This is a genomic window from Microbulbifer taiwanensis (assembly GCF_014904815.1).
In the GTDB taxonomy this organism is placed as follows: domain Bacteria; phylum Pseudomonadota; class Gammaproteobacteria; order Pseudomonadales; family Cellvibrionaceae; genus Microbulbifer; species Microbulbifer taiwanensis.
Window position 1 is genome coordinate 44,628 of record NZ_JACZFR010000011.1, and the last position, 22,644, is coordinate 67,271.

Annotated in this window: 20 protein-coding genes; 6 read left to right on the top strand and 14 right to left on the bottom strand. The window is 63.8% G+C overall.

Going from position 1 to position 22,644, the window contains the following annotated elements:
* Positions 1-68 precede the first annotated feature (68 nt).
* Positions 69-716, bottom strand: coding sequence for a PAQR family membrane homeostasis protein TrhA (gene trhA, locus IG627_RS03660; RefSeq protein WP_193190069.1), 648 nt, complete (start codon positions 714-716; stop codon positions 69-71).
* Positions 717-884: 168 nt separating this feature from the next.
* Here trhA and IG627_RS03665 point away from each other — a divergent pair, with 168 nt between their 5' ends.
* On the top strand, positions 885-2,801 hold the full coding sequence (locus IG627_RS03665; protein WP_193190070.1) for a RecQ family ATP-dependent DNA helicase: 1,917 nt from the start codon (positions 885-887) through the stop codon (positions 2,799-2,801).
* Between the two features lie 65 nt (positions 2,802-2,866).
* On the opposite strand, the gene IG627_RS03670 is transcribed toward IG627_RS03665, so the two are convergent.
* The 11 genes from IG627_RS03670 to IG627_RS03720 all read right to left on the bottom strand — a co-directional run bounded on the left by IG627_RS03670 (position 2,867) and on the right by IG627_RS03720 (position 15,919).
* Positions 2,867-4,189, bottom strand: coding sequence for an adenylosuccinate synthase (locus IG627_RS03670; protein ID WP_193190072.1), 1,323 nt, complete (start codon positions 4,187-4,189; stop codon positions 2,867-2,869).
* An 89-nt stretch (positions 4,190-4,278) separates the two neighbouring features.
* A complete protein-coding gene (locus tag IG627_RS03675; protein ID WP_193190074.1) occupies positions 4,279-5,472 on the bottom strand; it encodes an ATP phosphoribosyltransferase regulatory subunit in 1,194 nt (397 codons plus the stop codon).
* Positions 5,473-5,668: 196 nt separating this feature from the next.
* Positions 5,669-6,541: a protease modulator HflC gene (hflC, locus tag IG627_RS03680; protein ID WP_193190076.1), complete on the bottom strand. Its 873-nt coding sequence runs from the start codon at positions 6,539-6,541 to the stop codon at positions 5,669-5,671.
* An 11-nt stretch (positions 6,542-6,552) separates the two neighbouring features.
* Positions 6,553-7,698, bottom strand: a complete 1,146-nt coding sequence (gene hflK, locus IG627_RS03685; protein WP_193190079.1) for an FtsH protease activity modulator HflK — start codon at positions 7,696-7,698, stop codon at positions 6,553-6,555.
* A 78-nt stretch (positions 7,699-7,776) separates the two neighbouring features.
* A complete protein-coding gene (gene hflX / locus IG627_RS03690) occupies positions 7,777-9,090 on the bottom strand; it encodes a ribosome rescue GTPase HflX (RefSeq protein ID WP_193190081.1) in 1,314 nt (437 codons plus the stop codon).
* 141 nt (positions 9,091-9,231) lie between these two features.
* Entirely contained in the window at positions 9,232-9,516 is a 285-nt protein-coding gene (gene hfq / locus IG627_RS03695) for an RNA chaperone Hfq (protein WP_193190083.1), read from the bottom strand.
* 181 nt (positions 9,517-9,697) lie between these two features.
* On the bottom strand, positions 9,698-10,621 hold the full coding sequence (gene miaA / locus IG627_RS03700; RefSeq protein ID WP_226864679.1) for a tRNA (adenosine(37)-N6)-dimethylallyltransferase MiaA: 924 nt from the start codon (positions 10,619-10,621) through the stop codon (positions 9,698-9,700).
* A 92-nt stretch (positions 10,622-10,713) separates the two neighbouring features.
* Positions 10,714-12,573: a DNA mismatch repair endonuclease MutL gene (gene mutL, locus IG627_RS03705; RefSeq protein ID WP_193190087.1), complete on the bottom strand. Its 1,860-nt coding sequence runs from the start codon at positions 12,571-12,573 to the stop codon at positions 10,714-10,716.
* 13 nt (positions 12,574-12,586) lie between these two features.
* Positions 12,587-13,897 (bottom strand): N-acetylmuramoyl-L-alanine amidase, encoded by a 1,311-nt coding sequence (locus tag IG627_RS03710; RefSeq protein WP_193190089.1) that lies wholly within the window; start codon positions 13,895-13,897, stop codon positions 12,587-12,589.
* 61 nt (positions 13,898-13,958) lie between these two features.
* Positions 13,959-14,438, bottom strand: a complete 480-nt coding sequence (tsaE, locus tag IG627_RS03715; protein ID WP_226864680.1) for a tRNA (adenosine(37)-N6)-threonylcarbamoyltransferase complex ATPase subunit type 1 TsaE — start codon at positions 14,436-14,438, stop codon at positions 13,959-13,961.
* A complete protein-coding gene (locus tag IG627_RS03720; RefSeq protein WP_193190091.1) occupies positions 14,438-15,919 on the bottom strand; it encodes an NAD(P)H-hydrate dehydratase in 1,482 nt (493 codons plus the stop codon). Before IG627_RS03720 ends, tsaE begins: the two co-directional genes overlap by 1 nt.
* Before the next feature lie 155 nt (positions 15,920-16,074).
* Here IG627_RS03720 and queG point away from each other — a divergent pair, with 155 nt between their 5' ends.
* Positions 16,075-17,184, top strand: a complete 1,110-nt coding sequence (queG, locus tag IG627_RS03725; protein ID WP_193190093.1) for a tRNA epoxyqueuosine(34) reductase QueG — start codon at positions 16,075-16,077, stop codon at positions 17,182-17,184.
* A 41-nt stretch (positions 17,185-17,225) separates the two neighbouring features.
* Here the strand turns inward: queG and orn are convergent, their stop codons facing one another.
* On the bottom strand, positions 17,226-17,765 hold the full coding sequence (gene orn / locus IG627_RS03730) for an oligoribonuclease (RefSeq protein WP_193190095.1): 540 nt from the start codon (positions 17,763-17,765) through the stop codon (positions 17,226-17,228).
* Between the two features lie 88 nt (positions 17,766-17,853).
* Between orn and rsgA the strand changes: the two genes are divergently transcribed.
* The 4 genes from rsgA to IG627_RS03750 all read left to right on the top strand — a co-directional run bounded on the left by rsgA (position 17,854) and on the right by IG627_RS03750 (position 21,173).
* A complete protein-coding gene (gene rsgA, locus IG627_RS03735) occupies positions 17,854-18,888 on the top strand; it encodes a small ribosomal subunit biogenesis GTPase RsgA (RefSeq protein WP_193190102.1) in 1,035 nt (344 codons plus the stop codon).
* A complete protein-coding gene (locus IG627_RS03740; RefSeq protein ID WP_377516691.1) occupies positions 18,876-19,685 on the top strand; it encodes a sulfurtransferase in 810 nt (269 codons plus the stop codon). Before rsgA ends, IG627_RS03740 begins: the two co-directional genes overlap by 13 nt.
* 245 nt (positions 19,686-19,930) lie before the next feature.
* Positions 19,931-20,794, top strand: a complete 864-nt coding sequence (asd, locus tag IG627_RS03745) for an archaetidylserine decarboxylase (protein WP_193190106.1) — start codon at positions 19,931-19,933, stop codon at positions 20,792-20,794.
* 55 nt (positions 20,795-20,849) lie between these two features.
* On the top strand, positions 20,850-21,173 hold the full coding sequence (locus IG627_RS03750; protein ID WP_193190108.1) for a hypothetical protein: 324 nt from the start codon (positions 20,850-20,852) through the stop codon (positions 21,171-21,173).
* Here the strand turns inward: IG627_RS03750 and IG627_RS03755 are convergent.
* Complete coding sequence (locus IG627_RS03755; RefSeq protein ID WP_193190110.1) at positions 21,170-22,540, bottom strand: HD-GYP domain-containing protein; 1,371 nt, start codon at positions 22,538-22,540, stop codon at positions 21,170-21,172. The two genes, IG627_RS03750 and IG627_RS03755, sit on opposite strands and share 4 nt — an antisense overlap.
* Positions 22,541-22,644: the final 104 nt, after the last annotated feature.

Here is a 22,644-nt window from a genome sequence, read left to right on the forward strand (position 1 = left end):
CTAGGGTAGAACGGGAATCCGCCATCCGAAAGGCGGATTCACACGCCTGTGACAGGGATCTAGACAGCTCAGGGAATTACGTAGAAAAGCACGGCGAAGAAATGCAGTACACCGCCGGCGAGAACGAACAGATGCCAGATGGCGTGGTGGAAGCGCAGGCTGCGCCACAGGTAGAAGGCAATACCCCCGGTATAACAGAGGCCACCCAGCACCAGCAGCCACAGGCCACCGGGTTCCAGGCTGTCCATCAACGGTTTGATGGCCGCGATCACTACCCAGCCCATCAGTGCACTCAGGGTGATCGACAGGGCGCGAATCCTTTTCAACGGTGTGAACTGGATAACCAGTCCCGCCAGTGCCAGCCCCCAGATGATACCGAACAGCCACCAGCCCCAGGGTCCCCGCAGCGTCACCAGGGTAAAGGGTGTGTAAGTGCCCGCTATCAGCAGGAAGATGGCCGAGTGATCCAGGGTACGCAGTATCTCCTTGGCGCGGATATGGCTGATGGCGTGATACAGGGTGGAGGCGCCAAAGCAGAGTATCAGGGTGGCCGCGTAGACACTGGAGCTGACGATATGCCAGGCATCGCCGCGCAGGGCGGCAAATCCGCACAGTACGCCCAGGCCGGCGATTGCCAGCAGCGCACCTATACCGTGGGTGATACTGTTGGCGACTTCTTCGGCGAAACTGTAGCGGCTGGCGGCGGTGGATGACATGGATACCCCGAACTCTTTATGCTGATATCTTGGCAGCAGTTTGTGACCAATCGATTAAATATAGTCCACATCATCGCGACAGAGGCGTCCCGGCGCAAGGATAGAATGGGACTGCCCGTCCGGATATCGCCTCGCGATTTTCCGACAATGTCACCGGGAGGAGTACCGATGACTACTGATCCACAGGAGATACTACAGAACCGCTTCCACCTGCACGACTTCCGCCCCGGCCAGCGAGCGGTGATCGACAGGCTGCTGGCCGGCGACTCGGCCCTGGCCATTTTCCCCACCGGCGGCGGTAAGAGCCTCTGCTACCAACTGCCGGCGCTGCTGATTGACGGCCTGACCCTGGTGATATCGCCGCTGATCGCGCTGATGCAGGACCAGGTGGAAGGGCTCCAATCCCTCGGCATCGCCGCCGCGCGCCTCGACTCCTCTCGCAGCGGTGACGAGGTGCGGGAGATCTACCGCCAGTTGCGTGCCGGCGAACTCAAATTGCTGTATGTGGCCCCGGAGCGACTGCAGAACGAGCGCTTCCTGCAGCTGCTGCGCGGCCTGCGCATCGGTCTGATGGCAGTGGACGAGGCCCACTGCATTTCCGAGTGGGGCCACAATTTCCGCCCGGACTATCTGAAGTTGGCGCAGCTGGCCCGGGAGCTGAATGTCGAGCGGATTCTCGCCCTGACCGCCACCGCCACGCCGGCCGTGGCCGCGGATATCAGCCGCCAGTTCGGGATAGAGGAAAGTGCCCGGGTGCAGACAGGATTCTACCGCGACAACCTGCAGCTGGAGGTCACGCCCTGCCTCAAGGCACAGAAGCTGCCGCGCCTGACCGAGCGGCTGCTGGCATCTGCGGATTCGCCGGCGATTGTCTATGTGACCCTGCAGCAGACCGCAGAAACCGTCGCCGAGCTGTTGGGCGCGGCCGGCATTCGCGCCGCAGCCTATCACGCTGGCATGAAACCCGAGGAGCGCGAGCGGATCCAGAACGCCTTTATGGCAGGAGAGGTGTCCGTGGTGGTGGCTACCATCGCCTTCGGCATGGGTATCGACAAGGCCGATATCCGCGCCGTGTACCACTACAACCTGCCCAAGTCCCTGGAAAACTATATGCAGGAGATAGGCCGCGCGGGCCGCGACGGTGAACCTGCCCGTTGCGAACTCTTCGCCTGCGCCGGCGATGTGCGCGTGCTGGAAAACTTCACTTACGGCGACACACCGATCAACGAACACCTGGAGGCGCTGCTGCGCCAGCTGCTGGAGCAGGGCGAGACGTTCGATGTCTCCATCTATGAATTGTCCAACCAGTTCGATATCCGCCAGCTGGTGGTCGGCACCGCCCTGAGCTACCTGGAACTGGAGGGCGTAATCCGCGCCACGGGTCCCTTCTACGCCAGCTACCAGATACAGTTCCTGCAACCGGCGAATGAGATACTCGCGCGCTTCGACGCGGCGCGGGCGGACTTCCTGCGACGGCTCCTCGATGCCGGCAGGATGGGCCGCAGCTGGCTCACCATCGACCTGCAGCGGGCCGTGGAACAGATCGGCGAGCCGCGCGCGCGAATCCTGAAGGCGCTGCAATACCTCGAGGAACAGGGCTGTATCGCGACCCGCGCCAAGGGCGTGCGCCAGGGCTATTGCCGCCTGCAGACAGCGGACCTGTCCGGCCTCTGCGGGAAACTGGTGCAGCTGTTCGCCCGCCGCGAACAGCAGGATCTGGCGCGCCTGCAGCTGGTACTGGATTACGCGGCCGGCGCAGGGTGCCTGCCGGCACAGCTGTGCGGTTATTTCGGCGAGACACTACCGCAAGCCTGCGGCCGCTGCAGCAGCTGCCGCGAGTCCCGGCCCCGCAGTCTGCCGGGCGCGCCGCCGGCGGGAATTGGCAATGCCGACAGACGGGAAATCGAGCAATTGATCGGGGAGGCGCAACCGGCGCTGGCGCACCCGCGACAGCTGACGCGTTTTCTGTGCGGCCTGGCCAGCCCGGCCACAATGCGCCTGCGCAAACACCGACAGTTCGGGCGACTGGCACAGCAGCCGTTCAGCCGGGTACTGACACTGGCCGAGCAGCTGTCGGGAAGCTAGAAAGGAAATACCAAAATCGAAAAAGGCGTCCCCCGGGGCGCCGGTTTCCCTTGAAGCCGCAGCGATCAGACGCTCGGGCTGTGAATACCCATCTCGCACAGGGCCGAGGACTCACGCACTATGGTCTCGTTGCGGTCCGGGCCGGTGGAGATGATATCGATGGGCGCGCCGACCAGCTCCTCGATGCGGGCGATATAGGAGCGGGCATTGTCTGGCAACTCGGCTTCGCGGCGAATTCCGAAGGTGGTTTCACTCCAGCCTGGTAGCGTCTCATAGACAGGTTCGACGCCCTCCCAGCCGGCGGCGTCGAAGGGCACTGGCACTTCATCGCCGGCACTGTTGCGATAGCCGACGCAGATTTTCACTTCTTTCAGGCCGTCCAGCACGTCCAGCTTGGTCAGGCACAGGCCGGAGATGCTGTTGATGCGGATGGCGTGGCGCACGGCGACGGCGTCGAACCAGCCGGTGCGGCGCTGGCGGCCGGTAGTGGCGCCGAACTCGTGGCCCTTCTCGCCCAGGTGGCGACCAACGTCACAGCCCAGTTCGGTCGGGAAGGGGCCGCCGCCGACGCGGGTCGTGTAGGCCTTGGTGATACCCAGCACATAATCGAGGTACAGGGGGCCGAAACCGGAACCGGTGGCAGTGCCGCCGGCGGTGGTGTTGGACGAAGTCACGAACGGATAGGTGCCGTGGTCGATATCCAGCAGCGAACCCTGGGCGCCCTCAAACAGGATGTGGTCGCCGCGCTCGCGGGCGCAGTGCAGCTGGTCGGCCACATCCGCAATCATCGGCACCAGCTGGTCGCGCCAGATTTTGGCCTCTTCCACCACCGCTTCATAGTTGACCGGTTCCACCTTGTAGTACTGGGTCAGGGCGAAGTTGTGGTACTCCAACAGCTCCTTCAGCTGGGCACAGAAGCTGTCCCAGTTGCACAGGTCGCCGAGGCGCAGGCCGCGGCGCGCCACCTTGTCCTCGTAGGCGGGGCCGATACCGCGGCCGGTGGTGCCGATGGCCTTGTCGCCGCGGGCCTTCTCCCGCGCCTGGTCCAGCGCCACGTGCACCGGCAGAATCAGTGGGCAGGCCGGGGACAGGCGCAGGCGCTCGCGCACCGGCACATTCTTGGTTTCCAGCTCGGCCATTTCCTTCAACAGCGCCTCCGGCGACAGCACCACGCCGTTGCCGATCAGGCAGGTGACACTGGGGCGCAGAATGCCGGACGGGATCAGGTGCAGCACCGTCTTCTCGCCGTCGATCACCAGGGTGTGGCCGGCGTTGTGGCCGCCCTGGAAGCGCACCACCAGGGATACCTTTTCCGTCAGCAGGTCGACGATCTTGCCCTTGCCTTCATCGCCCCACTGGGTGCCCAGCACTACTACATTCTTGCCCATTTGCGTAAATCTCTGACTCAAGGTTTTCCGCGGGAAGGGCCGCAACCCAGCCCGCGAGCACAATAATCTTAGCTGTTGAAAAAAGAGGATCAGCCGCGCGGCTTCACCACCCAGTCGCCGCCATCCAGTACCAGCTCACGGTTGCAGCGCGACTGCACCTCGCCCTCGGCGCCGTCCGGCAGGGCGGAGATGACAACCTCACCCTTGCCACGCAGCACTTCCACGGCGCGCCACAGGGACTCTCCATCTGGCCCTTCTGCCAACGGCGCGAGAACAGCGTTGTTCTCCAGTTCCGGAGGCCTCCCCAGGGTGTTCAGGGATACCAGGTCGCTGCTGAAACCGGTGGCGGGTCTGTTGCGGCCAAATACGGCGCCGATACCGTTGTAGCGGCCGCCGTTGGCCAGCGCCTGGCCGTGGCCCGGCGTATAGGCGGCGAATACCAGCCCGGTTTCGTAGTCGTAGCCGCGCACTTCGGAGAGATCGAAGAAGAGCGCCACCGCCGGGTAGCGCTGAGCCAGGGATTCGGCCAGCTGCTGCAGGTCCGCCAGTGCGCCCTGCAGTTCTGCCGGCGCGCCGGCCATCAGGTCGCGCGCCCGCGCCAGGCAGTCGCAACCGCCGGCGAGGCCCGGCAGGGCGCGCAGCCAGGCCGCCACCTGCGGGTCGGCGACATTGTCACTCACCCAGCGCTGCACATCGGCGCTGGCCTTGCTCTGCAGCAGCGCAAACAATTCGCGGCGCTGCTCACCGTCCAGCCCCGCTGCGCTGGCGAGACTGCGGTAGATGGCGACGTGACCGAGATCCAGGTGAATCTGCTCGACACCGGCAACCTGCAGACTCTCTAACATCAGCGAAATGACTTCGATATCCGCCTGCAGGCTCTCGACGCCGTACAGCTCGGCGCCTATCTGTATCGGCGCGCGCGAACCCATGGCGGTGCGCGGGCGGGTATGCAGCACATGGCCTGCATAGCACAGGCGGTTGGCGCCGGCGCGGGGGAAGCTGTGTGCATCGATACGCGCAGTCTGTGGGGTGATATCGGCGCGAATGCCGAGGGTGCGGCCGGAGAGCTGGTCGGTGACCTTGAATGTACTGAGGTCCAGATCGTGCCCCATGCCGATCAGCAGGGACTCGGTGAACTCCAGCATCGGCGGTATCACCAGCTCGTAGCCCCAGCTGTGGTACAGGTCCAGCAGGCGGCGGCGCAGGGTTTCTATCTGCACGGCGTCCGCGGGCAGTATTTCCGCGATGCCATCCGGCAGCATCCAGCGATCGGCTTGGGTCATGATGAAAAAGGTGTTGTCAGCGGTGTATCGGGCGGGAGCGCCCTCACAAAAAAACCGGGCACTGCCCGGTTTGCGTGATTTTACCATCAAGTGTTTGCGAGAAGGTAGGGGTATCGGCTGGTTTCGAGGCGGGCCTGCGGCCCGCATGCGGAGCTCGAGCCTTCAGCGCCCCAAGACAAAGCTCCGCGCTCCCAGGTTACTTGCCCTCGGGATCCTTCAGGTAGCGGAAGAACTCGCTTTCCGGATCCACCAGCAGCATGTCGGACTTGCTCTGGAAGGTCTCCTGGTAGGCCTTGAGACTGCGGGTAAAGCGGTAGAACTCCGGGTCCTTGTTGAAGGCGGAGGCGTAGATGGCCGCGGCCTCGGCGTCGCCTGCACCACGCAGCTCTTCCGACTGGCGGTAGGCCTCGGCCTCGATCACTATCTTCTGGCGATCGGCGTTGGCGCGGACGCGCTCGCTGGCCTCCTGGCCCTTGGCGCGGTGGTCGCGGGCCTCCAGCTCACGGCCGGCGCGCATGCGCTGGAAGACCGACTCGGACACCTCCGGTGGCAGGTCGATGCGCTTCACGCGCACGTCGACGATTTCCACCCCCAGGTCCGTCTGCGCCGACTTGTTCAGGTTCTTGGTGATCTCCGCCATCAGCTCGTCGCGCTGGCCGCTGACCACTTCGTGCAGGTCGCGCACACCGAACTGGTTGCGCAGGCGGTTGTTGATCTGTTCCGCCAGCAGGCGCACCGCATTGCGCTCGTCGCCGCGGGTGGCGACATAGAAGCGGCCCACGTCGAAGATGCGGTACTTGGCGTAGGAGTCCACCATCATGAACTTGTTTTCGCTGTTCAGCATGCGCACCGGGCTGGAGTCCACGGTCTGGATGCGCGCGTCGAACTTGCGCAGCTCGTGCACCAGCGGAATCTTGAAATAGAGCCCCGGCTCGTAGTCGGTGCGGATCAGTTCACCGAAACGCAGCAGCACGGCCTTTTCCGTCTCCTTGACCACGAAGGCGCTGGAGGAGATGGCCAGAACTGCGAGCAGCAGGGCGGCGATGATTACCAGTGTTCTGTTGTTCATTGCGTCACCCCTCAGCGGACATTCTGGTTGCGGCGCCGGTTGGCGGCCTCGGCGCTCAGGCGGTCGAGCACCCGCTGGTAGATCTCGTCCACCACCGTCGGCGACACATCCTTGCGCTGTACCGCCTGGCTGCCACTTTGCTGCGCCAGCTTGTCCAGCGGCAGGTACATCATGTTGTTGCCGCCCTCGACATCCACCATCACCTTGGAGGCATTGGCCATCACCTGCTGCACCGCATCCAGGTAGAGGCGCTCGCGGGTTACCTGGGGCGCGCGCTCGTATTCGGCCAGCAGCTTCTCGAAGCGCACCGCCTCACCGCGCGCGCTCTCCACGACGCGGGACTTGTAGGCCTCCGCTTCCTCGATCATGCGCTGTGCCTGGCCGCGCGCTACCGGAATGACCTGGTTGGCATAGGCCTGGGCCTCGTTCTGCAGGCGCACCTCGTCCTCGCGGGCGCGGACCACATCGTCGAAGGCATCCTGCACTTCCCGCGGCGCCTTGGCGTCGGTCAGGTTGACCACGTCGACGCGGATACCGGTCTGGTAGAGGTCCAGGTAGTCCTGCAGGCGCGCCTGGGTGTCCGCGGAAACCTGGGTCCGGTTCTGGGAGATAACGCCATTCAGCGTCAGGGAGCCGACCACGTGGCGCAGGGCGCTGTCGGTGGCCTCCTGCAGGCTCTTGAGCGGATCGCGCACGCGCAGCACAAAGGACTCGGCGTCGTCGATATGCCACTGCACCTGCAGCACCACGTCCACGATACTCGCATCCTCGGTGAGCATCTGCCCGGTGGTACGCTCGGTGCGCACCTCGGTCATGTTCACCTTGGTGACGGTATCGATCAGCGGCGGATTCCAGTGCAGGCCGGAAGTCTCGGTGGAGTGATATTTGCCCAGTCGCAGCACCACGGCGGACTCGTTGGCATTGACCTGGTAGAACCCCAGCAAGCCGTAGAGGACGGCCACAACGATCAATACCAGCGACCACGGAAAGCGGCCGCCCCCGCTGGCACCACTGCCGGAACCGCCACCAAAGAGGCCGTTCAGTTTCTGTTGCAACTTGCGCAGCAGTTCGTCGAGATCTGGCGGGCCGTCATTGCGCTTGCCGCCGCCTCCACCCCAGGGATCCTTGTTATTACCACCCGGTTCGTTCCAGGCCATCGAAACACTCCAACTCTGATCATTTAGCTTTTTGTACCGGCGGGATTCTAGCACCCTTCTCCGGCAAATTATTGCGACTTATCCCGGCGTAGCCTCGCTTGAAGCCTTCCACTCGGGCGCGCCTTCACACTCTTTATACGGCGCCAACAGGCGCTGGAAATCGCTGCGCGGCAACAGCAACTGCAGTTCGCAGTCGCCGTTATCGCGATAATTCTCAGACTGAACCGCGTTGATTTCATACAGCTGCGCACGCAGGCGCGACTGCTGCGGCGTTGTCACCAGCAGGCCGCTGACCATCTGCTCGCCGAGCCGCTCGGCAATGGCCTCGATTAGCAGCTCGCAGCCGGCGCCACTGACGGCGGATAGCCACACGGCGCGCGGCACCCCCTGTTCATCGCGCTCGATGCGCGGCTCGCAGTCCTGCAGTAGGTCGATCTTGTTGTACACGAGCAACTGCGGCAGTTCCCCCGCATCTATCTCCGCCAGCACATTCTGCACTTCTTCCATCAGGTGCAGCCGGTCTTCTGCAGCGGCATCCACCACATGCAGCAGCAGAGTCGCGCTGGCCGCCTCCTCCAGCGTGGCGCGAAATGCTTCCACCAGCTTATGTGGCAGGTGGGATACGAAGCCCACCGTGTCCGCCAGTACCATGGCGCCAACGTTGGGCAGATCAACCCGGCGCATGGTCGGATCCAGCGTCGCAAACAACTGGTCGCGCACATAGACATCCGCGTCGGTGAGGCGGTTGAACAGGGTCGACTTGCCGGCATTGGTATAGCCCACCAGAGAGACGGTGGCGACTTCGGCGCGGGAGCGGGCGCGGCGGCCCTGTTCGCGCTGCCGGCGGACCTTTTCCAGCTTCTTCTCGATGGAATCGATGCGCGCGCGCAGCAGCCGGCGGTCGGTTTCCAGCTGGGTCTCACCGGGACCGCGCAGGCCAATACCGCCCTTCTGTCGCTCCAGGTGGGTCCAGCCGCGCACCAGGCGTGTGGCCATATGGCGCAGCTGCGCCAACTCTACCTGCAGCTTACCCTCATGGGTGCGGGCGCGCTGGGCAAAAATATCCAGGATCAGGCCGGTGCGGTCCAGCACCCGACACTTCAGCTCGCGCTCGACATTGCGCTCCTGGCTGGGGGACAGGGTGTGGTCGAAGATCACCAGCTCGGCGCCGTTGTCCAGCACCGCCTGGCGGATCTCCTCCAGCTTGCCGCGGCCAACGAAGGTCTTAGGGTCCGGCGTGGCGCGCTGGCCGAAGATAAAGGTCACCGGGTCTGCGCCGGCGGAAAGCGCCAGCTCTTCAAATTCTCGTGGGTCATCGGGGCTGTCGATGGCGGACAGTTCCAGGTGCACCAGCACCGCCAGCTCACCGGAATCCGGTCGTTCGAAAAACAATGGATATTCTCTGTTGCGGGACCGGGCAGCGGCCCGGGACCCTGATTGAGGCCGCAGCAGGCGGCACCAAATTACAGGGCATCAAACTGCGGGCGCCCCGGCGAGCCGAGGCGCGAATCTATGCCTGGAACAGGGCTGGTGTTAACCGAAGGTTTCTCGCTCACCACCTTCACCAGCGCCCTCGCCCCCCTGCTGCGCCGCCGGATTCAGCAGCGGTACGCGCACCGCGCGGGACGGGACAACGGTGGAAATGGCGTGTTTGTACACCATTTGGCTGACGGTGTTTTTCAGCAATACCACAAATTGATCGAAAGATTCTATTTGCCCCTGAAGCTTGATGCCGTTAACCAGATAGATAGAAACCGGGATACGCTCTTTGCGCAATACGTTGAGGTAAGGGTCTTGTAAGCTGTGCCCTTTTGACATCTTTTTTCTCCTTGTCAAAAGCTGGAAGCGAATGCAGGCCGCAATCGCGCCCACGAAACCCGTGGACTAAGTGACGACTGAGGTCGAATACGCGTATAAGTAGAGCCGGAAATGGCCCGACTCTGTGAAAAAACTGACTGAACGGGCTTGTCGTTTATTGGCCCACCCACGTTATGGATGCTCAAGCAAGAAATTTCAAGGCTTCCGCCAAGATTTCGTCATTTTTGCGCACCCTGCCATCGACATCCTGTGCGTAAATTGCCGCCAGATCCGGCCAGCGCCGCAGCCAGGTCAGCTGGCGCTTGGCCAATTGGCGCGTGGCGGCGACTCCCGCCCCCACCATCTGCTCGTAGTCCAGACGGCCATCCAGGTACTGCCACACCTGGCGGTATCCCACCGCGCGAATGGCCGGCAGATCCTCATGCAGGTCGCCGCGCTCGCGCAGTCCCCGCACCTCGTCGACAAAGCCCTGCTCCAGCATACGGCGGAAGCGGAATTCAATGCGCTGGTGCAGTAGCGCCCTGTCTCTGGGCAGCAGCGCCAGCTGACGCAGGTCGTAGTGCTCGGTCACCGAATCCCGCGCCTGCTCCCGGCGCAGCTGCGACAGCGGCACGCCAGTCAATCGGTAGACCTCCAGGCCGCGCTCGATACGCACCGAGTGATTGGGGTGCAATTCGGAGGCCAATTCCGGATCCACTGCCGCCAGTTCGGCGTGCAGAGCCGGCCAGCCCTCGCGCCCGGCGCGGGCCTCGATATCCGCACGTATCGCCGGATCCGCCTCCGGCAGCTGCGCCATGCCCTCCAGTAGAGCGCGAAAATACAACATGGTTCCGCCCACCAGTAGTGGAATCTTGCCCGCCGCAACTATCTCGGCCATGGCCTCCAGAGCATCCTCGCGAAAACGGCCGGCGGAATAGGACTCACCCGGATCGCAGATATCGATCAGGCGGTGGGGGTAGCGCACCAACTCCTCCGGCGAGGGCTTGGCGGAGCCGATATCCAGGCCGCGGTAGACGAGTGCCGAATCGACACTGATCAGCTCCACCGGCAGCTGGTCTGCCAGCGCCATGGCCAGGTCCGTCTTGCCGGAGGCTGTCGGTCCCATCAGGAAGATGGCCCTTGGCAATGCGGAATGCGAAATGCGGAATGCGGAATCATCCGCTCCGGCATCATTCCGCATTCCGCATTCCGCATTAGTCATTGCCCCCTCATAAACCATTTGTCCATGTCCGCCAACTTCACTTGGGTCCAGGTGGGCCTGCCGTGGTTGCACTGGCCACTGCGCTCGGTGCGCTCCATATCCCGCAGCAGCGCGTTCATCTCCGGCACTGTCAATTTGCGGTTGGCGCGCACCGAACCGTGACAGGCCATGGTGGACAGTATCTCGTTGATGCGCTCGCCGATGCGGTCGCTGCCGCCCTGGGCCAGCAGGTCCGACAGAACGTCGCGTACCAGCTGTTCCACCTCGGCCCCGTGCAGCATGGTCGGCACCTGGCGCACCAGTAAAGTCTCCGGCCCCGCCCGCTGCAACACAAAACCCAGTGCCGTGAACACTTCGCTGCGCTCCTCGAAACAGTCCGCCTCGCGCTGGCTCACCGCCAGGCTCACCGGTACCAGTAGCGGCTGTGCCTGTATGCCGCCGGTAGCGTGGGCACTCTTCATCTGCTCGTAGACGATGCGCTCGTGGGCCGCGTGCATGTCGACGACGATCAGACCCTGCTCATTCTGCGCCAGGATATAGATGCCGTGTAACTGCGCCAGGGCGAAACCCAGTGGCGGCGCCTCTTCACCATCCGTCTGCGGCGCCAGCGCCGAGTTCCAGCCGGCAACCGTGGGCGAAGGTGTCGCAGTCGCAGCGGGCGCAGCTTCGGACACGCCGGGTTGTGCCCGATACGGCTGGTGCAGAGTTCCGTAATTCTGCATCTGCTGCTGCAAATCCCCCGGCGATGGCCGCGAGGAAAGCGCCATCTTCTGCTGACCGGCAAATTCACCCGCACTGATACCACCGACAGTTTCCGTTTGCTGCTGCTCGGTCTCCTCCCGCTGCCCAGGCCTTACGTCTGCCAGCGCCCGGTGCAGGGAACCGAACAGGAAGTCGTGCACCAGGCGGCCATCCCTGAAGCGCACTTCGTGTTTGGTCGGGTGCACGTTCACGTCCACCGAGGCCGGATCCAGCTCCAGGTAGAGCACGAAGGCCGGGTGGCGACCGTGGTAGAGCACATCGGCGAAGGCGCGGCGCACCGCGTGACTGACCACCTTGTCGCGAATGGCGCGGCCATTGACGTAGAAGAACTGCAGGTCCGCCTGGGAGCGGGAAAAGGCCGGTTCGGCAACCCAGCCCCAGAGGCGCAGGCCGCTGCGCTCCACGTCAATATGCAGCGCATTCTGCATAAACGCCGGCCCGCACACCTGGGCCACGCGCCGCTCCATTTCCACCCGGCCGCTGCCGGCGCGCAGGTTGTGCACGCCCTTGCCGTTGTGGCGCAGGCTGATGGAGACATCGAAACGCGAAAGGGCCAGGCGCTTGATGGTGTCGTCGACCCGGTTGAACTCGGTCTTCTCGGTGCGCAGGAACTTGCGCCGCGCCGGGGTATTGAAGAAGAGATCGCGCACATCCACGCTGGTGCCGCGCGGGTGCGCCGCCGGATTCAGTTGCGCCTGCATATCGCGGCCGGAGGCCACTACCTGCCAGCCCTTGCCGCTGTCGTCGCGGCTGCTGGTCAGTTCGAGGCGCGCCACCGAGGAGATACTGGCCAGGGCCTCGCCGCGGAAACCCAGGGTGGCCACCGCCTCCAGGTCCTCCAGTGCGTGAATCTTGGAGGTGGCATGGCGGGCCAGCGCCAGCGGCAGGTCCTCTTTCTCGATACCCTTGCCGTTGTCGCGCACTCTGATGCGCTTGATACCACCGTTGTCGATTTCCACTTCCAGGCGCGATGCACCGGCATCGAGGCTGTTCTCCAACAACTCCTTGATCACCGAAGCCGGCCGCTCCACCACCTCGCCGGCGGCGATCTGGTTGGCGAGGCGGGGGGATAATTGCTGGATTTTATCGGACATAAAAAATTACAACTCAGCCGGAAGGAATGGTAAGCGTCTGGCCAACACGGATTACCGAGCTGCCGATACCATTGGCTCTTTTCAATTCGGAAACGGGCACATTGTACCGCGCGGCTATGCCGGATAGGGTGTCGCCGCGAGCGATGGTGTGGCGGCGCTCGACCCGGTTGCGGTTGGCGGCCAGCCAGCTACCCACCGGCGGGCGGCTGTTGAAGTGCGCCACTATACCGTCGCTGAGCTTTTGTGCCAGTTTGCGCTGGAAGTTGGGATCGCGCAGGCGTTTGGCCTCGTAGGGATTGGTGATAAACCCGGTCTCAACCAGGATCGACGGCACGTCCGGCGAGCGCAGCACTGCAAAGTTGGCCTGCTCCACTTGTTTCTTGTGCAGATGGGTAAAGCTGCCGATAGAGGCCAGCACGCTGGCACCAATATCCAGGCTGGCGTTCATGGTGGCGGTCATCGACAGATCCAGCAGCACGCCGGCCAGGGTATCGTCCTTGTCGCCGAGGTTCAGGCTGCCGGCACCACCGATCAGGTCGGATTCGTTCTCCCGTTGGGCCAGGAAACGCGCCGTCTCACTGGTAGCGCCACGGGAGGACACTGCGTAGACACCGGCACCGCGAGCGCTTTTCTTGTGGAAGGCATCCGCGTGAATGGAGACGAAGAGATCCGCGCGCATCTGGCGCCCCTTCTCCACTCTCTGCCGGTGTGGAATATAGTAGTCGCCGCTGCGCACCAGTTTGGCAGAAAAGCCGCGCCTGCTGTCGATCGCCTTGTGCAGCGCCTTGCTGATCGCCAGTACCACGTCTTTCTCACGCAAGCCGCCGGGGCCCAGAGCGCCGGGATCCTCGCCGCCGTGACCGGCGTCGATTGCGATGACGATATCCCGCTCACTGCCGACCTGCTGCAGGGTCTTTTCCTCGTTGACCACTTTGTCGTAGAGATCGATCACCAGGCGATCGGGAAGATCGCCGTGGCGGCGCAGGGAGAAACTGCGCGGCTTTGCCTGCCGCTTCAGATCCAGTACCACGCGCAGGTTTTTCTTGTCCTGGCGGCCGTGGCGCACTCGATCAATGGGAGTATCGTCCAGCTCCAGCTGGTCGAACTGCGCCGCCAGCCGGGTGTCCGCCACATCGATCACCACCCGGTGCGGGTCGCTCAGGGTAAACAGCTTGTGCTCTGCCGGCCCGCTGAGATCGAACACCAGACGCGTGTGGTCCGGGGCGCGCCACAGGCGCACGCCCTCCACTTCCGCCGCCTGTGTCGGCAGGGCCAGCATTAACATGGCCACAAGGCCGAGTAATCGCTGCCAGACTGAATTCATTCTTGCTCTACCCTGTCGGTTATTTTTCGCCGCGCTTCCCTGCTAATCTAGACAATATTCTTTACAGCAGATTCTGCAGCGCTTTCAGTACTGCTTCGCCATTACCCGAGTGTGCGGCCAACCGCAGTTGTCGACCGCTGTCCGGCACTTCCAGTTCCAGCTCCAGGTCCGGTTCCGGCAGCACGCCGGTGCCGCGCTCGGGCCACTCCACCAGGCTCAGGCTCCGGGGGGCGAAGTAATCCCGCACCCCCATAAATTCCAGCTCCTCCGCATCGCCCAGGCGATAGAGATCGAAGTGGAAGACTCTCTGCGGCCCCAGCTCGTAGGGTTCCACCAGGGTGTAAGTGGGGCTCTTTACTGCGCCCCGATGTCCGAAGGCGCGCAGCACACCGCGGCAGAAGGTGGTCTTGCCGGCGCCCAACTGGCCGTGCAGGAAGAGCGTCAGGCCGCTCTGCATGCCGGCGACCAGGCAGGCGCGGCCGAGGGACTCGCCGGCAGCGACGGTAGCGGCTTCGTCTGCCAGGGACAGTTTCAATTCCATCAGTCCACCAATTGCCGTATGTGGGGCAACAGGTCCGTGGCCAGCAGGCCGCGCTGGCCCTTCTCCGCGGCCCGGTTGCCCGCCTCGCCGTGCAGCCACACCCCCAGTCGCGCCGCTTCCAATGGCGACAGATGCTGACCGATCAGCCCGGCGACAATACCGGTGAGCAGGTCGCCCATACCGCCGGAGGCCATGCCCGGGTTTCCGCTGTTGATCAGGTCCACACCGCCGTCGTGGGCGATCAGGGTGCCCGCGCCCTTTAGTATCACCACACCACTGAATTTCTGCTGAATCGCGCTGGCCGCCGCGCGCGGGTCGGAGAGCACTTCCGCCACATCACAGCCGAGCAGCCGCGCCGCCTCACCCAGGTGGGGCGTCAGCACCCAGTCGTCGCGCCGCAGACCGGCCAGCACGCGGCCGCCGGCGAGGGTATTCAGCGCGTCCGCATCCAGCACCAGTGGCACCTCGGCACGACCGGCGCGGGCCAGCAGCTGCTCGCCCCAGGGCGCGCGACCGAGACCCGGCCCCACGGCGATCACATCGGGCCCCTCCAGCAGTGGCTCCAGTTCCTGACCGGAAATCACCGGGTGGGCCATCACCTCCGGGCAGCGGGTCAGCGCCGCGGCCAGATGTTCCGGGCGCGTGGCCAGGGAGATAAGTCCGGCCCCGGAGCGCGCGGCGGACTCCGCCGCCATTAGCGCGGCACCGCCGTAACCGCTGTCGCCGCCGACGACCAGCACGTGGCCGAACTGGTTCTTGTAACTGTCCGCGGCGCGAGGCGCCAGGCGCCTGACACTGGCCCCATCGAAGCGCTGCGCCAGCGGCTCGACTTCTGCCAACAGTGATTCCGGCGCGCCCAGATTCTCGTAAACCACCTGGCCGCAGAGTGCCGGCCCGCGCCCGCAGTGAAGCCCCAATTTGCGGCCGATGAAGGTCACCGTCAGATCGGCGCTTACCGCCTGCCCGGCGCTGCCGTTGTCGGCACTCAGGCCGGACGGAATATCCACCGCCAGCACCGCGCCCATACTCTTGTTGATGCGCTCCACGGCGTGGCCAACCGGCGCCCGCAGCTCGCCGGCGAAGCCGGTGCCCAGCAGCGCATCGACAATCACCGTATCGCCGTCGGCACTGTCCAGCTCGGCCAGCGAAGTCACTATATGCACGCCCTCGCGGCGGGCGTATTCACAGGCCTCCAGCGCGTCACCCTTGAGCTTTTGCGGTTCCACACAGGCGAAGACCACCACCGGGATCTGCTTCTGCGCCGCCAGCGCCGCGATTACATAGCCGTCGCCGCCGTTGTTGCCGCCGCCGCAGAACACCTGGATACGCTTCGCGTCCGGCCAGCGCTGCTGCAGATGGACGAAGGCCGCGCGGCCGGCGCGTTTCATCAGCGCGATGGAGGGGATCTTCAGTGCGGCGATGGTGCGCCGGTCGAGCTCGCGCACCGACTTGGCGCTGTACAGGGGTTGAGGCGTGTCCATTCGGCTCCCGCAATTGAGTTCAAGAATTGGTGATCAAAATTTAATCTGTGGCAGAATAGGCGATTGAGTCGCTGTCACACCCACCAGAATGACAGCAAAGTATACCGCCCCGGGCGCACAAATTGCTTGCGACCGGCACCGAGCCGTTAGCCTCCATGACCGAAACACTGCTCGCCGACCTCGCTGCCCTGATCAAGATCTGGGGCCGCGAACTGGGCTTCCAACAGATCGGGATTACCGACTGCCAACTGCAGGCGCACGGCGAGCGCCTCCGCGCATGGCTGGATGCCGGCTATAACGGTGATATGGAGTGGATGGGCGCCCACGGCGACAAGCGCTGGCGCCCGGAGCTGCTGCAGCCCGGCACGCTGCGCGCCATCAGTGCGCGCCTCGACTATCTCCCCCCGGACACCCAGCCAGTGCGGGTACTGAAGGATGCCGGCAAGGCCTATGTCTCACGCTATGCCAACGGGCGCGACTACCACAAACTGATCCGCAAGCGGCTCGCACAGCTGGCGCAGAAGATCGATGCCTGGTGCGATGAACACGGCCTGGAGTCCTCCGGCCGCGCCTTTACCGACAGCGCCCCGGTGATGGAGCGCGCCCTGGCGGAAAAGGCCGGTCTCGGCTGGATCGGCAAGAATTGTATGGTGATCAATGCCAATGCCGGCTCCTGGTTCTTCCTCGGCGAGATCTACACCAACCTGGCATTGCCGCTGGACCAGAGCGAGGAGAAAAACCAGTGCGGCGACTGCAGCGCCTGCCTGAAGGTCTGCCCCACCGACGCCTTCGTCGGCCCCTACCAGCTGGACGCGCGCCGCTGCATCTCCTACCTGACCATCGAGAACAAGGGCCCCATTCCCGAGGAGTTCCGCGAGCCGATGGGCAACCGGGTATTTGGCTGCGACGACTGCCAGATCATCTGTCCCTGGAACAAGTTCGCCAAGCCCACCACAGAAGAGGATTTCCACCCGCGCCACGGACTGGACGACGGCGATCTGCTGACGCTGTTCGGCTGGAGCGAGGCCGAGTTCCTGCACAGGACCCAGGGCTCGGCAATACGGCGCATCGGCTACGAGCGCTGGCAGCGGAACCTGGCGGTGGCACTGGGGAATGCGGAATCTTCCGCAGAAATTGTCGCCGCACTGGAGAGCGCCCTGCCCGGGGCTACGCCGCTGGTGGCAGAGCATATCGATTGGGCGCTGGCGAGATTGCGCAGTGGCCGTAAACGCAAACGCAAGATCAGGAAAGTGGCCGGTCGTTAGTGGTCAGTGGCCGGAGAGCGCCCATCCCCAGTCCTCAACAATCACAGCCGGAAGAAATGCTCCCGGTAGTGTTTCAACTCCTCGATGGAATCGCGGATATCGTCCAGGGCCAGGTGATTGCTCTGCTTCTTCACCCCCTCGAGCACATCCGGCCGCCAGCGCCGCGCCAGCTCCTTGACCGAGCTGACATCCAGGTTGCGGTAGTGGAAGTAGGCTTCCAGCTGCGGCATATACCTGACCAGGAAGCGGCGGTCCTGGCCGATGGAGTTGCCGCACATGGGCGAGGCGCCCTCGGGTACCCAGTGGCGCAGGAACTCGATAGTCTCCCGCTCCGCGTCCCGCTCGGATATCGTCGATTCCTTGACCCGCGCCACCAGCCCGGAACCGCCGTGCTGCTCGGTGTTCCAGTCGTCCATCGCATTCAGCAGTGCATCGCCCTGGTGCACCGCCATCACCGGGCCCTCGGCGAGAATATTCAACTTCGAATCGGTCACTATGGTGGCGATCTCGATAATGCGCTCTTTTTCCGGATCCAGACCGGTCATTTCCAGGTCGATCCAGATCAGGTTGTTCTGATCCACTGCGGGTCTCCTTATGCTTTGGGGCAAATTACCGCATTGGGCAATGGTTGCAAGCTATAATCCGCCGCGAAACGCCCACGAGACCCGAATGAGCAAACGCAAACTGAACCGGCGCCAGCAGTGGCGAATCGACAAGATCCAGAAAGAGCGCGAGGAGCGCGCGCAGAAGCGTGCGCAGTGCGCCGAGCAGGCGCTGGAGGAGGGGCACCTGGGACCGGAACAGACGGGCCTGGTGATCGCCAACTATGGCACTCAGGTGCTGATTGAAAGCGAGGTCGATCCCGAACTGCGCCAGCGCTGCCACCTGCGCGCCAATATCGAAACGCTGGTGACCGGCGACCGGGTGGCCTGGAGCCCGGCGGTCGGCGAGAGCAGCGGCGGCTACGGCGTCGTGGGCGCGCGCCTTGAGCGCCACTCGGAACTGCAGCGGCCGGACCGCTACGGCGACCTCAAGACAGTGGCCGCCAATATCGATCGTATAGTGATCGTCATCGCCCCCTATCCGGAACCCTTCGCCAACGCGATAGACCGCTACCTGGTGGCCGCGGAGACCACCGGTATACACCCGCTTCTGCTGCTGAACAAGATTGACCTGATCGACGACGGCAATCGCGAGGCACTGGACGAGCTGCTCGCTCCCTACCCGGATCTCGGCTACGAAGTGCTGCAGCTGTCCACCAAGACCGGCGACGGACTGCCGCAACTACTGGAAACCCTGTCGCAAGGCAAAAGCGTCTTCGTCGGCCAGTCCGGCGTCGGCAAGTCGTCGCTGGTCAACGCCCTGCTGCCGTCCGCCGGCGCGCGCACCGGCGCCCTGTCGGAAGCGACCATGAAGGGCACCCACACCACCACCGCGGCGGAACTCTTCCACCTGCCGAGCGGCGGCGATCTGATAGACTCCCCCGGCATTCGCGAATTCGGCCTCTGGCATATGGACGAGCAATCGCTGCTGGAGGGCTTCGTGGAATTCCGCCCCTTTGTCGGCCACTGTCGCTTCCGCGACTGTCGCCACCAGGGCGAACCCGGCTGCGCCATCCTCGAAGCGCTGGAGCGCGGTGATATCAGCGAGCGGCGCATGAACAGCTTCCTGCACCTGCGCAACAGCCTGGAATCGGAGAATTGAATTTGGACCTGATCATAGAACCGGAAGAACTCGCCGCACAGCTGGAGCGCGAAGAACTGTTGATCGTCGATCTCAGCTCGCCGCAGAATTACCAGAGCGGCCATATCCCCGGAGCCCTGCACCTGCCATTTCAGGCGCTGATGGCCGGCACACCGCCGGCACCGGGCAAATTGCCGAGCGCTGGGCGACTGACCCAGGTGTTCCGCGCCATAGGCCTGCGCCCCGAACACCATGTGGTCGCCTGCGACGACGAGGGCGGCGGCTGGGCCGGGCGCTTCCTGTGGACCCTGGAAGTGATTGGCCACAGAACTTACAGCTATCTGAATGGCGGTATGCACGCCTGGCGCGGTGCGGGACTGCCATTGTCCACCGAACCGGCGGAGCCGGTGTCCAGCGCAATCGAGATATCCATCGACTCAGCCCCGGTGATGGAAGCGGATGAGATTCAGCAACACCTGGGCGAGGAAGACTTTCTCGTCTGGGACGCGCGCTCACCACAGGAGTACAGCGGCGAGCGAGTGGCGGCGATGAAAGCCGGACATATTCCCGGCGCCATCAACTGCGAGTGGACCCAGCTGATGGACCCGCAGCGAGACCTGCGCATCCGCTCCGACGCGCGCGAGTTTCTCGCCCGGCTGGGCATCGACGAAAGCCGGAAAATCGTCACCCACTGCCAGAGCCACCACCGCTCCGGTTTTACCTGGCTGGTGGGCAAGTCCCTCGGCTTCGATATCCGCGCCTACCCCGGCTCCTGGAGCGAGTGGGGCAACCTGCCGGATACGCCGGTGGAGCAATAAACGGGACTCGAGGCTAAAAAAAGAAAATCGCAACTCAATGCGAAGACCCTGATGCCGAGGGCTGTTTGCGGGACCTTCTGCCGCCATGGATGGCCGTGGAGAGCGTACAGGGATGCATTTAAGGGGGGGCGCCTAGCCCGTGTCCCGCAAACAGTCACCGGTAGCAGGGCCACCACCGGCCCCGCTTACTGACAAGAAGGGCGCGACTACTACATCAGCAAAAAATACGGACCAGAAGTAACTCTATGCACCCAAAACTGTTTGCCGCACTGCAATACCTGACCCCTCAGCGGGCCCTGTCACGCGCCGCCGGCTGGCTGGCGGAGACGCGCATCAAGTGGATCAAGGATCCCTTCACCCGCTGGTTCGTGGACAAATACGCTGTGGATATGTCCGAGGCCGAGCAGGGCGACTGCACCGCCTTTGACAGCTTCAACGATTTCTTCACCCGCGCGCTGAAAGACGGCGCGCGCCCGATCGCCGAGGGGGAAAGCATCCTCGCCTGCCCCGCGGACGGCGGTGTCAGCCAGTTGGGGGAGATCCACAACGGCCGCATATTCCAGGCCAAGGGCCACGACTTCAGCCTGCTGGAACTGGTGGGTGGCGATCCACAGATTGCCGCGCAGTTTACCGGCGGCCACTTCGCCACCGTCTACCTGTCACCCAAGGACTACCACCGGGTGCATATGCCGATCGCCGGCACACTGAAGAGCATGACCTATGTGCCGGGGCAACTGTTCTCGGTCAACAATGTCACCACCGAAACGGTGCCGCGCCTGTTCTCCCGCAACGAGCGCGTGGTCTGTATTTTTGAAACCGCTGCCGGCCCCATGGCGATGATCCTCGTCGGCGCGATGATCGTGGCCAGTATCGAAACTGTCTGGGCCGGCCTGGTGACGCCGCACAAGCGCCGCGTGCGCACTACCAGCTACGGCGACAGTGCGCCGATTCACCTGGAGAAAGGCGAGGAGATGGGTCGCTTCAAGCTGGGCTCAACCGTGATCATGCTGTTCGGCGCCGACAAGGTGCGCTGGCTGGAGTCTCTGGGCGCGGAATCTTCGGTGAAGATGGGCGAACACTTCGGCGATATACTGCCGGTTGAAAAATAATCGTCCCCATTCGGGCGAGCTCTGGGGCCGTTCCGGCCGCCACTGATTACTTACAATGCTACCCGGATTTATTCGCCACAACGCCAAGCTCGCCTTCTTCGCCCTGCTCGCCGTGGCCGCGTCCGGCTTCGGCCAGACATTTTTCGTGTCTGTTTTCGGCGGTGCCCTCAGGGAGGAATTCGCACTCAGCCACGCCCAGTACGGTGCCACCTACAGCGGCGCCACCCTGGTCTCGGCAATGGCGCTACTGGCCTGCGGTGGTCTCGTCGATCGCTGGCCGCTGCGCCGCAGCACGGCGCTGGTGACACTGCTGCTCGCCCTGTGGGTGCGACCAATTCGAAAACTGTCGGAAAAAAGAGTCGCAGCGGACGCGAGTTAGCGCCTCAACAGGCGAGAGAGAATGGAAGGCAGCCCCTGCTGGCTGAACAGGTAGCTGTCGCGCACCGCGGCCACATTCACCTGAGGGTATCTACCCGGCTCCACATCCTTGAGAATGGCAATCCTGGCGTCCGGTCCCAGCTTGCCGCGCTCGATCAATCTCTGTTTGCGATCGTCATCCGCGGCCATATCGAGCAGTTGCGCCTCGGCCAGCGGCTGCTTGTTGCGATCCAGCACCAGCATTACCTTGGGCTTCAGGCGGCGCCCGAAGGTCTGCTCCACTACCACCCCTATCTCGCCGCTGGACAACTCCACCTGGGTGCCGGTGGGATAGAGCCCTATGGACTGGATAAACTCCACCACCAACTGCTCTTGATAATTGATACCGCGCAGCTCGTACAGTTGCGCCACCGCCTTCGACGGCGCCACCGGCTGGCCGGCGCCGCGGGGGTTGGTGGCCTCGTCGTAGAAGGTCACTATGCCGCACATCCGCGCCAGCACCGGAATCTTGTCGCCGCGCAGGCCCTGTGGGTAACCGCTGCCATCGTGCTGCTCGCGGTGGCAGCGGACGATATTGATTAGCTGCGGGTCCACCTGCGGGTCTGCGGACAGCAATCTTACGCTGTGCTCGACGAACTTGCGGTATTCCAGCTCGCCGCGCGGGTCCCGCACAACCATTTGCAGTACTTCGTCCGCAATCATCAGCTTGCCCACATCCTTGAGCAGCGTCGCCATTCCCAGCTGCACCAGCTCGTGGCGACGCAGGCCGATATGGCGGCCAAAGACCAGCGCCCAGATACTGGCGCGAATGGAGTGGCTGTAGGTGTGCTCGTCCTTGTCGCGCACGCGGGCCAGCCAGGCGAAGGTATCGGGGCTGCGCAGAACACTCTCCACCAGGGCTTCGACCACCTTGTTCACCTGCTGTATCGGCAGGGGTCTATCGCTCCGGATCTGCACCATGACCTGCTGCATGCCGGCCAGAATCCGGCCGTGCAGCTTGCGCGCCTTGTCCGCTTCGCGGCGGACCGGCTCGGGCGGCGGATACGCCTTGTGAGAGACCTGTACCGGACGGCAGGGAATCGCCACCGGCACGCGCCCGGCGCGACCACCTTTGGAAGACTGGGAGGAGGGATTCCTGGGAGCCGCACCCGTGATGCGGCGCAACTTGACGCCTGCGTCACCGACCGTCTTGACCAGGTCGACATAGACGAAGCGACAGTACTTCTGCAGTTGGCGAACTTCTTCCAGGTCGCGAATATAGAAACCCTGTAGCGCAAAGGGCGTCCGGGTCCAGGGCCTGTCTAGCCTGGACACAAACATGCCGCGCTGAAGATCCTCTACGAAGACTTTTGCCTGTTCGATCGCCACTGGTGTGTTGCCGTCGGAAGTTGTGCTTTTGAAACCGCTCCGGCGTTGAAAAAATAGCCGCGGAGGCAGCACTCCTTTATAGCACGCTCACTCCACAGTTAGCA

Excerpts from the sequence above, each read along its gene's own strand:
- trhA (WP_193190069.1), bottom strand. The coding sequence starts at position 716 with ATGTCATCCACCGCCGCCAGCCGCTACAGTTTCGCCGAAGAAGTCGCC.
- IG627_RS03665 (WP_193190070.1), top strand. The coding sequence starts at position 885 with ATGACTACTGATCCACAGGAGATACTACAGAACCGCTTCCACCTGCAC.
- IG627_RS03670 (WP_193190072.1), bottom strand. The coding sequence starts at position 4,189 with ATGGGCAAGAATGTAGTAGTGCTGGGCACCCAGTGGGGCGATGAAGGC.
- IG627_RS03675 (WP_193190074.1), bottom strand. The coding sequence starts at position 5,472 with ATGACCCAAGCCGATCGCTGGATGCTGCCGGATGGCATCGCGGAAATA.
- hflC (WP_193190076.1), bottom strand. The coding sequence starts at position 6,541 with ATGAACAACAGAACACTGGTAATCATCGCCGCCCTGCTGCTCGCAGTT.
- hflK (WP_193190079.1), bottom strand. The coding sequence starts at position 7,698 with ATGGCCTGGAACGAACCGGGTGGTAATAACAAGGATCCCTGGGGTGGA.
- hfq (WP_193190083.1), bottom strand. The coding sequence starts at position 9,516 with ATGTCAAAAGGGCACAGCTTACAAGACCCTTACCTCAACGTATTGCGC.
- miaA (WP_226864679.1), bottom strand. The coding sequence starts at position 10,621 with ATGGGACCGACAGCCTCCGGCAAGACGGACCTGGCCATGGCGCTGGCA.
- mutL (WP_193190087.1), bottom strand. The coding sequence starts at position 12,573 with ATGTCCGATAAAATCCAGCAATTATCCCCCCGCCTCGCCAACCAGATC.
- IG627_RS03710 (WP_193190089.1), bottom strand. The coding sequence starts at position 13,897 with ATGAATTCAGTCTGGCAGCGATTACTCGGCCTTGTGGCCATGTTAATG.
- tsaE (WP_226864680.1), bottom strand. The coding sequence starts at position 14,438 with ATGGAATTGAAACTGTCCCTGGCAGACGAAGCCGCTACCGTCGCTGCC.
- IG627_RS03720 (WP_193190091.1), bottom strand. The coding sequence starts at position 15,919 with ATGGACACGCCTCAACCCCTGTACAGCGCCAAGTCGGTGCGCGAGCTC.
- queG (WP_193190093.1), top strand. The coding sequence starts at position 16,075 with ATGACCGAAACACTGCTCGCCGACCTCGCTGCCCTGATCAAGATCTGG.
- rsgA (WP_193190102.1), top strand. The coding sequence starts at position 17,854 with ATGAGCAAACGCAAACTGAACCGGCGCCAGCAGTGGCGAATCGACAAG.
- asd (WP_193190106.1), top strand. The coding sequence starts at position 19,931 with ATGCACCCAAAACTGTTTGCCGCACTGCAATACCTGACCCCTCAGCGG.
- IG627_RS03750 (WP_193190108.1), top strand. The coding sequence starts at position 20,850 with ATGCTACCCGGATTTATTCGCCACAACGCCAAGCTCGCCTTCTTCGCC.